Origin of the sequence: Dysgonomonas sp. (assembly GCF_035323175.1) — a bacterium.
Classification (GTDB): Bacteria; Bacteroidota; Bacteroidia; order Bacteroidales; family Dysgonomonadaceae; genus Dysgonomonas.
Map to the genome: position 1 here is coordinate 1 of NZ_DAOKYH010000021.1, position 13,401 is coordinate 13,401.

Annotated in this window: 12 protein-coding genes and 1 riboswitch; of the genes, 1 reads left to right on the plus strand and 11 read right to left on the minus strand. The window is 36.7% G+C overall.

The window, feature by feature from the left end; translation table 11 throughout:
• On the minus strand, positions 1-164 hold a 164-nt coding region (locus tag PKC55_RS16025), incomplete at its 3' end, for a helix-turn-helix domain-containing protein (RefSeq protein ID WP_324373577.1).
• A 239-nt stretch (positions 165-403) separates the two neighbouring features.
• Between PKC55_RS16025 and PKC55_RS16030 the strand changes: the two genes are divergently transcribed.
• On the plus strand, positions 404-640 hold the full coding sequence (locus PKC55_RS16030; protein ID WP_291127733.1) for a hypothetical protein: 237 nt from the start codon (positions 404-406) through the stop codon (positions 638-640).
• Positions 641-715: 75 nt separating this feature from the next.
• On the opposite strand, the gene PKC55_RS16035 is transcribed toward PKC55_RS16030, so the two are convergent.
• The 10 genes from PKC55_RS16035 to pflB form a co-directional block, all read right to left on the minus strand.
• Positions 716-1,168, minus strand: a complete 453-nt coding sequence (locus PKC55_RS16035; protein ID WP_291127736.1) for a GNAT family N-acetyltransferase — start codon at positions 1,166-1,168, stop codon at positions 716-718.
• Positions 1,169-1,257: 89 nt separating this feature from the next.
• Positions 1,258-1,629: a hypothetical protein gene (locus tag PKC55_RS16040; protein ID WP_291127739.1), complete on the minus strand. Its 372-nt coding sequence runs from the start codon at positions 1,627-1,629 to the stop codon at positions 1,258-1,260.
• The gene (locus PKC55_RS16045; protein ID WP_291127742.1) at positions 1,586-2,017 is read right to left on the minus strand and encodes a hypothetical protein; all 432 of its coding nucleotides are present in this window, start codon (positions 2,015-2,017) and stop codon (positions 1,586-1,588) included. Before PKC55_RS16045 ends, PKC55_RS16040 begins: the two co-directional genes overlap by 44 nt.
• 288 nt (positions 2,018-2,305) lie before the next feature.
• Positions 2,306-4,213 carry a hypothetical protein gene (locus PKC55_RS16050; protein ID WP_291127745.1) on the minus strand — a complete coding sequence of 636 codons (1,908 nt, stop codon included), beginning with the start codon at positions 4,211-4,213 and terminating at the stop codon, positions 2,306-2,308.
• Between the two features lie 406 nt (positions 4,214-4,619).
• On the minus strand, positions 4,620-5,615 hold the full coding sequence (locus PKC55_RS16055) for a hypothetical protein (RefSeq protein ID WP_291127749.1): 996 nt from the start codon (positions 5,613-5,615) through the stop codon (positions 4,620-4,622).
• Between the two features lie 396 nt (positions 5,616-6,011).
• Entirely contained in the window at positions 6,012-6,992 is a 981-nt protein-coding gene (locus tag PKC55_RS16060) for a hypothetical protein (protein ID WP_291127752.1), read from the minus strand.
• A 158-nt stretch (positions 6,993-7,150) separates the two neighbouring features.
• Positions 7,151-7,639: an anaerobic ribonucleoside-triphosphate reductase activating protein gene (gene nrdG, locus PKC55_RS16065; protein ID WP_291127754.1), complete on the minus strand. Its 489-nt coding sequence runs from the start codon at positions 7,637-7,639 to the stop codon at positions 7,151-7,153.
• Positions 7,632-9,839 carry an anaerobic ribonucleoside triphosphate reductase gene (locus tag PKC55_RS16070; RefSeq protein ID WP_324373575.1) on the minus strand — a complete coding sequence of 736 codons (2,208 nt, stop codon included), beginning with the start codon at positions 9,837-9,839 and terminating at the stop codon, positions 7,632-7,634. The genes nrdG and PKC55_RS16070 overlap by 8 nt, the downstream gene beginning before the upstream one ends.
• A 117-nt stretch (positions 9,840-9,956) precedes the next feature.
• Positions 9,957-10,146, minus strand: a riboswitch (cobalamin riboswitch).
• A 210-nt stretch (positions 10,147-10,356) separates the two neighbouring features.
• Positions 10,357-11,076 (minus strand): pyruvate formate-lyase-activating protein, encoded by a 720-nt coding sequence (gene pflA, locus PKC55_RS16075; RefSeq protein WP_291127760.1) that lies wholly within the window; start codon positions 11,074-11,076, stop codon positions 10,357-10,359.
• A gap of 83 nt (positions 11,077-11,159) precedes the next feature.
• On the minus strand, positions 11,160-13,391 hold the full coding sequence (gene pflB / locus PKC55_RS16080; protein WP_291127763.1) for a formate C-acetyltransferase: 2,232 nt from the start codon (positions 13,389-13,391) through the stop codon (positions 11,160-11,162).
• Between the last annotated feature and the right edge of the window lie 10 nt (positions 13,392-13,401).

Genomic DNA, 13,401 nt, shown 5'->3' on the forward strand with positions numbered 1-13,401 from the left:
TCTAAAATATCCTGTTCGAGCTTATCCTTTTTCTCATAGCTCGAAAGAGTAGCTTGTGATACTCCTATTTGCTCTGCCAGAACATCTTGATTAATGTTTCGCCATTCTCTCCAACGGCGAACGTTTGGACCATGATTGCTCTTCTTTATGCTTGTTTCTTCCATGTCTTTCTATTTGTGAATTTGTTTATATGCAAAAATAAGCATTTAGAGCAAATAATAATTTATTTGTGAAGATAATATTTTAACAGTTAGGATATTAATATATTATTTGTGTTTCTGATATCTTATTGTCTCAATTGATAGGATATAAGAGGCTGTGCCCTTTACTTTGCAATTGTGAATTATACAAACTCAAATATAGCAACCCTTACAAAAGTGCAGTAAGCCTAATAAAAATATTTATGGAAAAATTAGAAAGAGGGGATATAAATCTGGAACCGATGTATACATTCTTTAAAGAAGATATCTCACCTAAAGACTTTGCTAAACTATTGGATGAATTTTTATATAACTATGTCATTCTATTCATACAGTCTCAATCTGATGCTATAATTAGCACGCATAAAGATACTCTTGAATTTATCCACTATCTAAAAACCTTACGGGATATTGCTCCTTTGTGTTATAAAAGGCAATAAAGTGATCAAATTCCAAAATACAGGTTTGAGAGTAGAACTGTTAAGGGTGCACAGCAATCCTGATAGAGAAATCTGTCAGGATTTTTTCATTTCATTTTTTAGATAAACCATGTCTATTAGTTGCTTGCCATTTTCAAATATTTGATGGTCGTAATTGTCTATGAAAAAGTTTTTTACAGTGTGTGAATATACAAAGCCAAATTTTTTGTAAAATGACAATATAGTAGGATCGTCGCCTGTGCCAACCAATAATATGTCACATTTGTCTTTGTAGTTGTCAATTATGTATCTCATCATTAAACTCCCGTATCCTTTCCGCTGTTCTTTTTGGTAAGTTGCAATATTTTTGATTTCGAAAGTTTTCTCGTCTTCTTGGGTAACGGCACAAACGGTTTTTAGATCAGTGTCGTATAAAGCAAATAGTTCTCCTCTTTCTAAATATCTGTAGATCATGCTTTCCTGTTCATCGCCCAATAGCAGCAGGTTCATAAACCGGTCTTTATCCTCTGTTATTTTTTTTATTTTCATTTTAGCAGCATGTTGATATTAATAACAAGGCAATATTAATAAATAAGGTTTAAAACGTCAAGAAATCGGTTTGAGAAAAGAATGGCTGTCTACTCGCTTACTTCTTCTCCGAACAGTTTTTTCCACTTGGCTACAGTATTGCGACTAAGTTTGTATTTTGTGGCTAGTTCTTTGTTGTTTAGCATATTCTCTTTCTGGTCTTGGAGTATTTGCTTTATACTTTCTTGGTCGTAAGCACGGTGACGTTGTCCCAGAAGTATTTCTTTGCGCCCTTGTTTATTTGAGAATAAAATCATATTAACCCGTATTACGTCTAAAGCAGTCCAATTCCTTTTATTTAAGTAATTGATGCAGTTCTCCTCCCTATCGGGATACTTATCACGAATCATGTCGGCATATATCTTATGGTATAAGGGTCTATTCTCTTTGTTTTTCAATTTTTGTTTTTTCTTCCTCTCCATTCGGTTTGTTTGTGTTATTTCCATATTTTCTCATCCAGCGGTTAATTGTTGTTGAAGGAATATTGTATTCTTGCTGTACGTCACGTTTGTTTTTGCGCCCACTTTCTATTAGTTCTAGTAGGTACATAATTACTTCGTGAGTATAGATGTTCTTCTTAAATACAGGTAGAGATGTGTTCTTTTCCCTATTTGTTTTATTGATATCCTGCGGAGCATAAAGAATAAGATGTTGACTATAGATTCGAAAAAAATCATATTCCAACAATTTACTCCAATGCAATAAGAGTTCACTCTCTAAAGACTTTCGATCAAACATATCTTTAATGTCTTCCTCTGATACTTTCAGGAAATTACATGCCCGGTTAATATTCACATTGCATTCCGACATGCGTTTTTGAATTAACTTTCCGATATGAATACTTCTAAAATTATTAAGGTTTGGCATATAATCTTCTTTCGACAATAAAATGTTTAATATAAATTTTACCTGTTTATTTATTCCTAACCGGTTTTTATTAAAAAGGGAGATACTGAGATCTCCCTTTCCTACGCATAGCTTTGTTAATCAGGCTTTCTTAGGAAAGCCTACCTAAGATTGAAAAGTCCCAAAAGCTCTAGAGATTGCTATCTTTAATTTAATAACTAGTTAAGCCAATCCCCTTGAGTTGTCTTTTATCTAGTGAGGATTAATTCCTCCTTCTGTTGCAACCTTTTTTATTAGGTAGGCGACAGAGTTTAACTCTAAAAAAGAGTTTGCATTAGTCCCCCAAGGTGGGGTGGCTCCTCCATTTTGTGTGCCATATTGTTGTATAAAATAGAATGGCACTCCGTCAGAAGTGTATCTTGCCGGATACCATACGTCTCCCGCTGTAGTGTTACTGCTCGTAGCAACACTGTCTCCGAAATAGATGAAGTTTTTTGCATCATTCATCCAAACAATGGATGTCGTTGGACTTTGTTTCATTTTAGACCAGGTGTTTGATGCCGGACATATTTGCACAGAGCCATCTGGCAATGATGACATAACAATAGAGTTCGATGAACTGGAATCTTCAACCCAATATAATCCGGCTGTGTTTCCGAATGGACCATTGATAACTTTATTATCAGTATAGTTGTTAACCTGATATCCATCAGCATTAGAATATGTTCCTGATATTTGATTCTGTGCCGGGCTTATCCCAAATATCCCATTCATTAATACATTTACGGCTGAGGCTGTATTATCGGAAGAGCCATAGATTATAGCTCCACCTCGGTTGATGTAGCTAGCTAAAGCTTTAGAAATATTATCATTAGGTGATGCTCCATAAGCAAAGTATAATACTATATCAGGATACTGACTGTTATATCCATTATTCAGCATTGTTGCTGCATCATTGACATTGGTTGTTACCCATAAACTCGAAAATTCTTTTATTTTAACGATCCCGTCCGGGCCAAACGACTTGTTTGAGTTAGTTAATGCAGCTAATCTTAGGGATGTATTCCAACTATAGTCTCCACTCCCAATTATGGCATAGGTCATTTTAGGTAATGTCACTGGTATAGTTACATTGCATGTTGCATTTCCAGAATTTGTATTTGCGGTTAAAGTTAGTGCGATGTCTTCATTTACAGTTGGTGTTCCTGTGCCATATAGCGTGACTGTATTTACACCCAGAGTTGTAAAGTCTCCGGATCGAAAGAACTTTATTCCTTTTGATTCATTTGTCTCAATGAGATAAGATCCTAATTTAGAGACATTAACTCTTATTGTAATCGTATTGGTCCCATCTAATTCTATCCCTTTCAGATATTTTCCTATTACGGTAGTAGAGCTGCATAGCAAGTCGTATCCTCCTATTTTAGATTGTACTTTAACTGTAGTCGAACAGATGTTGCTTTCATTGATCTTAATCGTAAAGTTATCATTCTGTGGGCTAACAGGCATGCCTTGTCCATCGAGATAAATTACATATTGTCCCTTTTCAAGGAATACACCACTTGCATAAAAAGAGTAACCATTTGAAGATCCGTTGATAGAAGCACTTGCAGTCCATGCCCCGGGCTTCTTTACATCTATAATTAGTTTTATTTTATTTTCGCTTGTTAATGCGGTACTCTCTACATAAGATCCCATTATTGATACATCGGGGCATGAAATTTCAACAACAGCTTTTCCTAAAGCGTATTGGAAACAATTCCATTGCTCTCCATCCCACTGATTTAAACCTAAGCATAATTCTTTATCATCATTCTCTGTCAGGTTGTAAACGATCAAGCCCGTATGAGCCTTATCTAAAGCCTCCTTATTGGCTACTCCGCTATAGGCACTATTCGGTCCCGAAGCCGGATCATCCGGGTCTGCCAAGAACATGGGATAAAGAGCTTTTTTTTCTGATAAGGTTACTCGTGGTAAGGCTAAACCCCTATGCGCATTAGAGCTGGCATCGGTCACCGCATCTTTCTCTTTTAGTTGTAAGATAGATCCGGATATCGGCTCTTCACCCGAGCCGATTGAGACTTGCGCTTGTAGTGTAGATAAGGGCAAGAACAACATTATAAAAACGAGAAATGTTGTTACTGATTTGTTTCGATTCATAAGTTCTCTTTTAGTTTATTTCTATTAATTTGTGCTACAATCATATTTTGTTTTGTAAAAAACAGGACAGCATAAATAATACCTCACGTAACGATAGTTACAAATGCAGAACTTATTTATAATTAGGGTGATAGAGTAATTCGTCTTGATGATATGTCTTAGATATATGTGCTACGATATTTTTATCTTATATCTTTATATTACCTTCATGCTGTTTGTCTGTTCGGGAATTTTTGACAAAATTGAGAGATTTATTTTGTGTAAACAATAAGCTATATCGACATCGCTGTTAATAATGTATCTATTTTAGAGCTTGTTTATAAGGTTAGGGAGGATATTCGATGTATTGACGTGAAAAAAAATGAATATACATTGAATTGCAGGTAAACTTGTAGTTGTTAAATTTTTAATCGTCAGAAGTTGTATCCTCTCCCAACATTATTTCGACTGCTTTTCTTTGTTCATTAAAATATTCTTTTCTTATTAGATCGGCACTTCCCGTTATAAGAATAGAATATCGTTTCATCGATTCAATCCAGATTTGATGAACTTCCAGTAGATGGGAGTCGAAGCTCGTAATACCACCTATCCCATAAATTCTAAAATGAGCTATTTGACTATTGTCTGACTTGATTAAAGAACAAGAAGATTCTATATTGATGCTCGAGATATAAACAGATATCTTTGATGATGTACCCAAACTGCCTTTCGCAGCTTTTGTTTCGAGATTGTTTATTAAGTCGAGGAGGTCTTTTTTTAGTAGTATGACTTCCGGTTTTGTTATCAATTTAAGCTTGGAGAAGAAAACTATATCCTTAATGTATGAAGTAAAAGTATTGCAGTCGAAGATATATTCAGTATCAATAGTCTTACTCTCTTTTATAAATTCATGAACCAGGTTCGCAATTTCATCCGAAATTTTATACTCCGAAAAAGGCAGTTTATGTTCTATTGCTTTTGTTTGGTATAGCCATTTGTAAGATGCGACTTTCGCTAAAGTTTTATATTCCAGAAAAAGCTGAAAAGGGATCATGTTGGAGGCAATGATAAGTTTTGCATTTGTTGACTGCCGTGCTACTTTATGAAGTTCTATATATGATTCTGCAACTTTTTTGAGTGTATTTTCAAGGTTATCACTTATAATCATCTTTGTTTCAAAAGATGCATTCTTGGCGTCTTTTTTCTGATGATTGATAATGTCATCCAATGAAATGTTTAGGTCGTTAGATATTTTAATGAGTTCATCCATATTGAACATTACTTCTCCTCTCAATCTGCGATATACAGCTTCTCTTCCCAAGGAAAGCAAATTCATTAAGTAATATAAAATCTTGACATTGTCAGGAATTGCCAATTTTATTAATGTAACTAGTCTTTTTATAGCTTTATTGTTTTGTTGCATATATTATATTTTCTACTTCGTAGATATACTTTTTATAAAAGAAAAAGCTCTTTTATGGACTTAATATTAGAGAGTTTATTGTTCAGCCCATGGCCTTGCATAAGTATATTTGTAGAGCCCTTAAGTCTAAACTTTTCTGTATTCGATATAACGAATGAATATCGTTTGTCCTATTTTTTAGACAGTTATGGGTGGAAACAGTTTATATGATAAGATTGAAAAAACGAAGTGTAAAAGTGAAATATTAATCTGTATTAGACAATAGGCTGATTCGACAACAGTGTTTATTCTGTGTCTTTATTCGTGTTTTTCTATAAAGTGTGATAAGGTATGTCAGCACAAATTAAGGAAAAAGTTTAACCGTGCCTGTTATTGAAAATGCGGTATAGGAAATAGTTATAATTTTTGCATTATAAATTCTCTTTGCTTGTTAAAATATTCGATTCGAACTAAATCCGCACTGCGTGTTATTAATGTAGAGTATCGTTTTAATGAATTAATCCAAGTTTTATGTACTTTACATATAGTCGGATCTTCAGTGTTTATACTGCAAAGGCCATATATGCGGAAATGTGTAACCTGATTATTATCCCATTCTAGAAATGTGTAAGTTGTATCTATGCTAATATTAGATATATAAACCGATATTTTTGAGGTTGGGCTAAATTTACCCGAAGCAGTTTTTATTTCGAGGTCGTCAATCAAGTTCAAAAATTCTTCTTTCAATAAGTTGACCTCTTCGTTAGTTATTAAATTTAATTTGTAAAGAAAAACAATGTCTTCAACTATAGAATTAAAGGTGTTGGGATCAAATATAAAATCAGAGTCAATGGTATTGTATTCTTTTACAAATTCATGAGCAAGCTTGATTATTTCATCCGATACCTTATAGTCACTAAAGGACATCATATTTTCAACTGGTTGAGTTTGATACAACCATTTGTAAGATGGAATTCTCGCCAGATTTCTATAATTGAGAAAAAACTGATAGGGCATCGTATTTGTTGCGATAGACATTTTGGCTTCAGGGTGTCTATTTGCGAGTTTACACAATTCGACATGTCCATTTAATGTCTGTTTGAGGTTCTCCATAAGATGTTTTAAAGAAGTATCTTTTATCAGCATTTTTGTTTCAAACAAAATGCCATATTTTTCCATTTTTTCAGGATTTACAATACTATCTAAAGATATGTCCAAGTCTTTGGATATTAGTATGAGTTCATCCAGATTGAATGTTATCTCTCCTCTTAGTCTGCGATATACAGCTTCTCGGCCTAACGATAACAAATCCATCAGGTAATGGGCTATTTTGACATTTTCGGGAAGTGCAGATTTGATTCTATACACCAAGTTGTTTACAACCTCTTTATTCATCATAGACTCACATTTATTGAGATTGAGATATGTTTAGTGGTTAACTTTAATCTAAGTTTTAGTAAATCTTTTTTTATCGCATAAATTTATTATATTTATTTGAAAATTGATATGGATTTTATTCAAGAATGTGTTATTTTATCACTTTTTTTTGAAAGCTTTTATCGTTGAGGTGAATCCCCGTATTCATCCAAAGTTTGCACATTTATGATTCTTTGATTGCTGCTGCCTCTGAATCGTAGCTCTTCGCTTCGCAGTGTTTCAATATATCTGCCGTCTACCAAAAAATCGATAAAAGGAAGAATTTGAGAAAGCCTCTCTGATTTTAGAATGTTTTCATACAAAAATCCGGTATAGCACCAGATGTTTTTGTCTGTTTCTGCTTTTATTCGTTGTGCAAGCTGTGTGAAACCTTCTACTTGAAACAAGGGATCCCCACCCGAAAAGGTAACGTTTGCGAATTCATCTTCTTTTATTATCTCTAATAGCTGCTCGATGGTGTGTGGTGTGCCATTTTCTATATCCCACGATTGGGTATTGTGGCATCCCGAACATCTGTGTGCACAACCCGCAGCGTAGATGGCCGTTCTGAATCCGGGACCATCTACGGTGGTGTCATGTATAATATTTAGTATTGATAGCTTATTCATGAATAATGCGGTCGTTTAACTCTGCCAGTTTTGCGCTGTTCCATCGGTCTGTTGTCCCTACCAGATAACCTGTTATGCGTTGCAGGCGATCTATTTCGTCGCTACCGCATTTTGGGCATCGGGTGAGCTTTGTATCCGAATTTTCATAGCCACATTTCAAACAACGGTTGCGGTTGTGATTGACTGATGCATACCCCATATTATATTTATCCATCATATCTACTACTGTCAATATAGCATCGGGGTTGTGTGTGGCATCACCGTCTATCTCTACATAAAAGATATGTCCTCCTCGAGTTAGGTCATGATAGGGAGCCTCTGTCTTTGCTTTCTGATGTGCACTGCATTGGTAATATACGGGTACGTGATTGGAATTGGTGTAATATTCACGATCGGTGATGCCCTTGATTAGCCCAAAGTCTTTTTTATCACGACGGGTAAAGCGTCCGGCCAGACCTTCGGCAGGAGTTGCAAGTACACTGTAATTATGCTGATATTTTTCTGAGAATTCATTTACCCGATCTTTCATATAAGTTACTATCTCCAATCCGAGTTTTTGAGCTTGCTCATCTTCTCCATGATGCTTACCTACAAGTGCAACAAGAGCTTCGGCAAGTCCTATAAAACCAATGCCCAATGTGCCCTGATTAATAACCTTCTCTATCGTGTTCTCATCTTTTACTTGCTCGCATCCTTCCCATAATACAGACATTAGTAATGGAAATTGTTTGGGAGCGGCAGTTTTCTGAAATTCGAAACGACGATGCAATTGTAATCCTGTTAAGTCGAGTATCTGGTTTAGTTTGCTGTAGAAGCAATCTATTCTTTCATTTTCATTTTCTATATTTCTGCATTCTAAGGCAATGCGTACAAGATTGATAGTGGAGAAAGAGAGATTTCCCCGTCCAATAGAAGTTTTCTTTCCAAAACGATTTTCGAATACCCGTGTCCGACAACCCATTGTAGCTACTTCGTGTTCAAATCGGCGAGGATCGTCTGCTTTCCAGTCTTCATGTTGGTTGAATGTCGCATCCAGATTCAAGAAGTTAGGGAAGAAACGGCGGGCACTTACCTTGCTTGCTAATATATAAAGGTCATAGTTTTTGTCATCCGGCAAATAGTTTACGCCTCGTTTCTTTTTCCATATTTGTATAGGGAAAATAGCAGTTACGCCACTTCCTACACCCTCGTATGTGCTGTGGAGTAATTCGCGAATAATACAGCGCCCTTCAGCGGAGGTGTCCGTTCCGTAATTGACCGAACTGAATACGACCTGATTTCCTCCACGAGAATGGATTGTGTTCATGTTGTGAATAAAGGCCTCCATCGATTGGTGAACTCTGCTCACTGTTCTGTTTATAGCATGCTGTATAATTCGTTTGTCTCCTGCTAAATCTTTGACGGAACAAGGGATATAATCTTCTATTTCAGTTTCGTACAAATGTTTGTATTCTATTCCTGTAGCTTGTTCGAGAACTTTTATTTCTTCAATAAAACTCTTACGTACAAATGGAGCTAAATAAAAATCGAAAGCAGGAATAGCCTGTCCTCCATGCATCTCATTTTGTGCTGTTTCCAGAGAGATGCAACCTAGCATACTGGCTGTCTCGATGCGTTTTGCGGGACGAGATTCTCCATGTCCTGCAAAAAAACCGTTTTGTAATATTTTATCTAAAGGATGTTGTACGCAAGTAAGGCTTTTGGTTGGATAGTAATCTTTGTCGTGTATATGCAGATAGTTGAGACGAACAGCTTCTTTTACCTCCGGTAATAATAAATAATCATCCACAAATGGTTTGGTGGTTTCGCTAGCAAACTTCATCATCATACCGGCAGGAGTATCGGCATTCATGTTTGCATTTTCGCGCGTGATATCGTTCGATTTAGTATCTATAATTTCCAGAAACATGTCTCGCGTTTTTGCTTTGCGAGCAATGCTGCGTTTGTCACGATAGGCGATGTATTTTTTTGCCACCTCTTTGCGCGGGCTTTTCATCAACTCCATTTCTACCATGTCTTGTATTTGCTCCACTGTCATCTGCTCATTTCCCTGACAGGATACATAGTCTGTAATGCGTCTGATTAAAGTGGAATCTTCTCCTTGTTCGGTGTGTAGCATGGCTTTGCGAACTGCCGCCATGATTTTTTCCTCATTAAAACCGACGATACGTCCGTCTCTTTTTACAACTGTCTGAATCATATTCGTTATCGTTTATACTTTTATTGTATCAATTAAAATATAACTGACAGGAGCAGGGAAGTACACAGACTTATTTGGAGTTAATATGTTGTATAATTCTGCTGCTTTTCTCCCGAAAGCTAGAATGTATATACGGCAGGTCTTCTGACTTATTTCGCAGTTGGTAACCTTCCCATCAGTATTCGTTGACAGTGGTGTGAGAGTCCAACTACCTTTCTGAAATTTACAGCTACGGGGATAGTTCAGGTCTTTCACCTGATTCCCTTTTCATCCGATTATATTCGGAACCGTATATGTTAACAAAGTTATATGATTTTACTTAATAAAAGACTTGATTGGATATTTTATTTAAGTATTTTCTGATTTAAATTTTCTCTGTTTGTTGTTAATTAGCTTCTTATGAGTTTGTTGTAATTTTATTATTGTTGAAAAGTTTTCTAAAAATAAAATTTTATATTCTTATTGATGATCTTTTTTTGTTTTTGTAATGAAAAATGTTTTATGAATAATCTATATATCAGACCTTAAGTCCATAACTTCGGAAAATATTTTCAGCCTTCTCTATTTCCGACTGTTCGGGAGGTTCAATGTCTTTAAGCTTGTAGTCTTCACCTAATTGCTCCCATTTATGCAACCCCATTTGATGAAAAGGTAGAATATCTACTCGCTGTACATTTTTATATACAGAAACTTGTTTTGCCCAGTCATTTAGGTCTTTTTCATCGTCGGTGAAGCCCGGAACGAGCACATATCTTAGCCATGCAGGTTTTTCAATTTCTGTGAGGTACTGCATGAAGCGAAGTGTTGGCTCCAGTGGTTTTGCTGTGAGGTTTTTATATTTATCAGGGTTGATTTGTTTAATGTCTAGCAGTACAAGATCTGTGTACTCTAAAACCTCTTTTACCTTATCATTTAATATATATCCTGATGTGTCTATAGCTGTATGTAAACCTTCATTTTTACACATCTTGAATAGTTCAATAATAAACTGGGGTTGTAGCAGGGGTTCTCCTCCCGAAATGGTTATGCCCCCATTGCGTATGAAGTTTTTTACCTTCTTTACTTCTTCAAAAGCCTCTTCCGGAGCTAGTTCGTACTTCTTATCGTTCATATTCCATGTGTCTGGGTTATGGCAATAGAGGCAACGAAGAGGGCAGCCTTGCATAAAAAATACAAATCTTATACCCGGGCCGTCTTTAGTTCCAAAAGATTCGAAAGAATGAATTAAACCTTTCATTATTTATTTTCTTCCAGCTAAGTGAAGTTGCCCCAAAAGTGTTTTTTTTGTTTTGGAGCAACTTTTTATTTATTAACGGAGTATCAGAATGATGTAGTAATTGTTCTGTTTATAACATCCAATTGCTGCTCTTTTGTAAGTTTTACGAAATTAACAGCATAACCTGATACACGTATTGTCAACTGAGGATATTTTTCAGGATGTTCCATCGCGTCGATAAGTAGATTCCTGTCAAATACATTAACGTTGAGATGGTGACCTGTTTGTAAGAAGTAGCCATCAAGAAGTCCGCTGAGGTTTTGAGCTTCTTCTTTTCTGTTTTTACCCAATGTGTTTGGTGTGATAGCGAAAGTATATGAAATACCGTCATTTGCATGAGCAAACGGAAGCTTCGCTACAGATGAAAGTGATGCTACAGCTCCTCTGGTATCACGCCCATGCATAGGGTTGGCTCCCGGAGCAAAAGGTGTTCCTCCACGTCGTCCGTCAGGGGTGTTTCCTGTTTTCTTTCCGTAAACAACATTTGAAGTGATGGTCAATACCGACTGTGTAGGTATCGCATCTTTATACATCTTACGTTTACGGATTTTGCTCATGAACTTTTCTACTATTTCCACAGCAAACCTGTCGGTCTTGTCGTCGTTGTTTCCAAACGGAACGTAATCTTTCTCTATAATATAGTCGACTGCGTCACCTTCTTCATTTCTTACGATGCGTACTTTTCCGTACTTGATGGCAGCAAAAGAGTCAGCGATAATGGACAAACCCGAAACGCCGAATGCTTGTGTCCGAACGATATCAACATCATGCAAAGCCATTTCTAAAGCTTCGTATGAATATTTATCGTGCATATAATGGATGATATTTAATGCCTTTACGTAAGTTTCGGCAACCCAATCCAAGGTGCGGTCAAATTTCTCCCAAACTTCTTCAAAGTCAAGATACTCTCCTGATACCTTTTCTACCCAATGTTTTGGTAATACTTGAGCTTTGGTTATTTCGTCTTTACCTCCGTTGATTGTATATAGTAGAGCCTTTGGTAGGTTTGCTCTAGCTCCGAAGAATTGCATCTGGTGTCCTATTCGCATGGGCGATACACAGCATGCGATACCGTAATCATCGCCTAGTTGAGGGCGCATCAGGTCGTCATTCTCGTACTGAAGTGATGAAGTATCGATAGAAACCTTGGCGCAATAATGCTTCCAGCTTTCAGGTAAACGGTCGCTCCATAATATTGTTAGATTAGGTTCGGGTGCAGGCCCTAGGTTGTATAGTGTATGAAGCATACGGTAGCTATTTTTCGTAACCATCGACTTTCCGTTATTTGTCATACCTCCGATCGATTCGGTTACCCATACCGGATCTCCCGAAAATAGTTCATTATATTCATTTGTGCGAAGATAACGGACTATGCGCAACTTCATTACAAAATGATCAATAAGCTCTTGTGCGTCTACCTCGCTTATTAAGCCTGCTTGTAAATCTCTTTCAATATATATATCGAGGAAAGTAGTTACACGTCCGAGGCTCATCGCTGCACCGTTTTGGTCTTTAATAGCACCCAGGTATCCAAAGTATGTCCATTGGATAGCTTCTTGGGCTGTATTCGCCGGTTGAGAAATGTCAAACCCGTACGAAGCAGCCATACGTTTCAAGGCTAGTAATGCTTCTATTTGCGAATTTAGCTCTTCACGAAGACGAATCAGATCGTCTGTCATCACAATTGGGTCACATTCTTGGAAACGTTTTTCTCGTTCCGAGATTAATCGATCTACACCGTAAAGAGCTACTCTGCGATAATCGCCGATAATACGTCCACGTCCGTAAGCATCGGGTAGGCCCGTTAACAATCCATTGCTTCTGGCTCTGCGTATGCTGTCGGTATAAGCAGCGAATACACCTTCGTTGTGTGTGCGTCTGTATTTTGAGAATATTTCTTCTGTCCCTTTGTCGAGTTTATAACCATATTCGGCCAAACTCTGTTTCACCATACGGAGACCTCCGTTAGGGAATATTGCTCTTTTTAGCGGTTTGTCTGTTTGAACCCCTACAATTTTTTCCAGCTCTTGGTCTATATATCCGGGTCCATAAGCATCAATTTGAGAAGGTATTCGAGTCTCGGCATCATATATGCCTTTCTCTTTTTCTTCAATAAACATTGTGCTTAACTTTTCCCATAGCTTGATTGTTGCTTCAGTAGGGTTTTGTAGAAAAGATTCGTCTCCTGTGTATTCTTTATAGTTTTGGAGTATAAAATCATTTACATTGATTTCCTCTTGCCACCGTGTGCCTTTAAAGTTTTTATATGCTTCCATTTGATTATAA

Excerpts from the sequence above, each read along its gene's own strand:
- PKC55_RS16030 (WP_291127733.1), top strand. The coding sequence starts at position 404 with ATGGAAAAATTAGAAAGAGGGGATATAAATCTGGAACCGATGTATACA.
- PKC55_RS16035 (WP_291127736.1), bottom strand. The coding sequence starts at position 1,168 with ATGAAAATAAAAAAAATAACAGAGGATAAAGACCGGTTTATGAACCTG.
- PKC55_RS16040 (WP_291127739.1), bottom strand. The coding sequence starts at position 1,629 with ATGGAGAGGAAGAAAAAACAAAAATTGAAAAACAAAGAGAATAGACCC.
- PKC55_RS16045 (WP_291127742.1), bottom strand. The coding sequence starts at position 2,017 with ATGTCGGAATGCAATGTGAATATTAACCGGGCATGTAATTTCCTGAAA.
- PKC55_RS16050 (WP_291127745.1), bottom strand. The coding sequence starts at position 4,213 with ATGAATCGAAACAAATCAGTAACAACATTTCTCGTTTTTATAATGTTG.
- PKC55_RS16055 (WP_291127749.1), bottom strand. The coding sequence starts at position 5,615 with ATGCAACAAAACAATAAAGCTATAAAAAGACTAGTTACATTAATAAAA.
- PKC55_RS16060 (WP_291127752.1), bottom strand. The coding sequence starts at position 6,992 with ATGATGAATAAAGAGGTTGTAAACAACTTGGTGTATAGAATCAAATCT.
- nrdG (WP_291127754.1), bottom strand. The coding sequence starts at position 7,639 with ATGAATAAGCTATCAATACTAAATATTATACATGACACCACCGTAGAT.
- PKC55_RS16070 (WP_324373575.1), bottom strand. The coding sequence starts at position 9,839 with ATGATTCAGACAGTTGTAAAAAGAGACGGACGTATCGTCGGTTTTAAT.
- pflA (WP_291127760.1), bottom strand. The coding sequence starts at position 11,076 with ATGAAAGGTTTAATTCATTCTTTCGAATCTTTTGGAACTAAAGACGGC.
- pflB (WP_291127763.1), bottom strand. The coding sequence starts at position 13,391 with ATGGAAGCATATAAAAACTTTAAAGGCACACGGTGGCAAGAGGAAATC.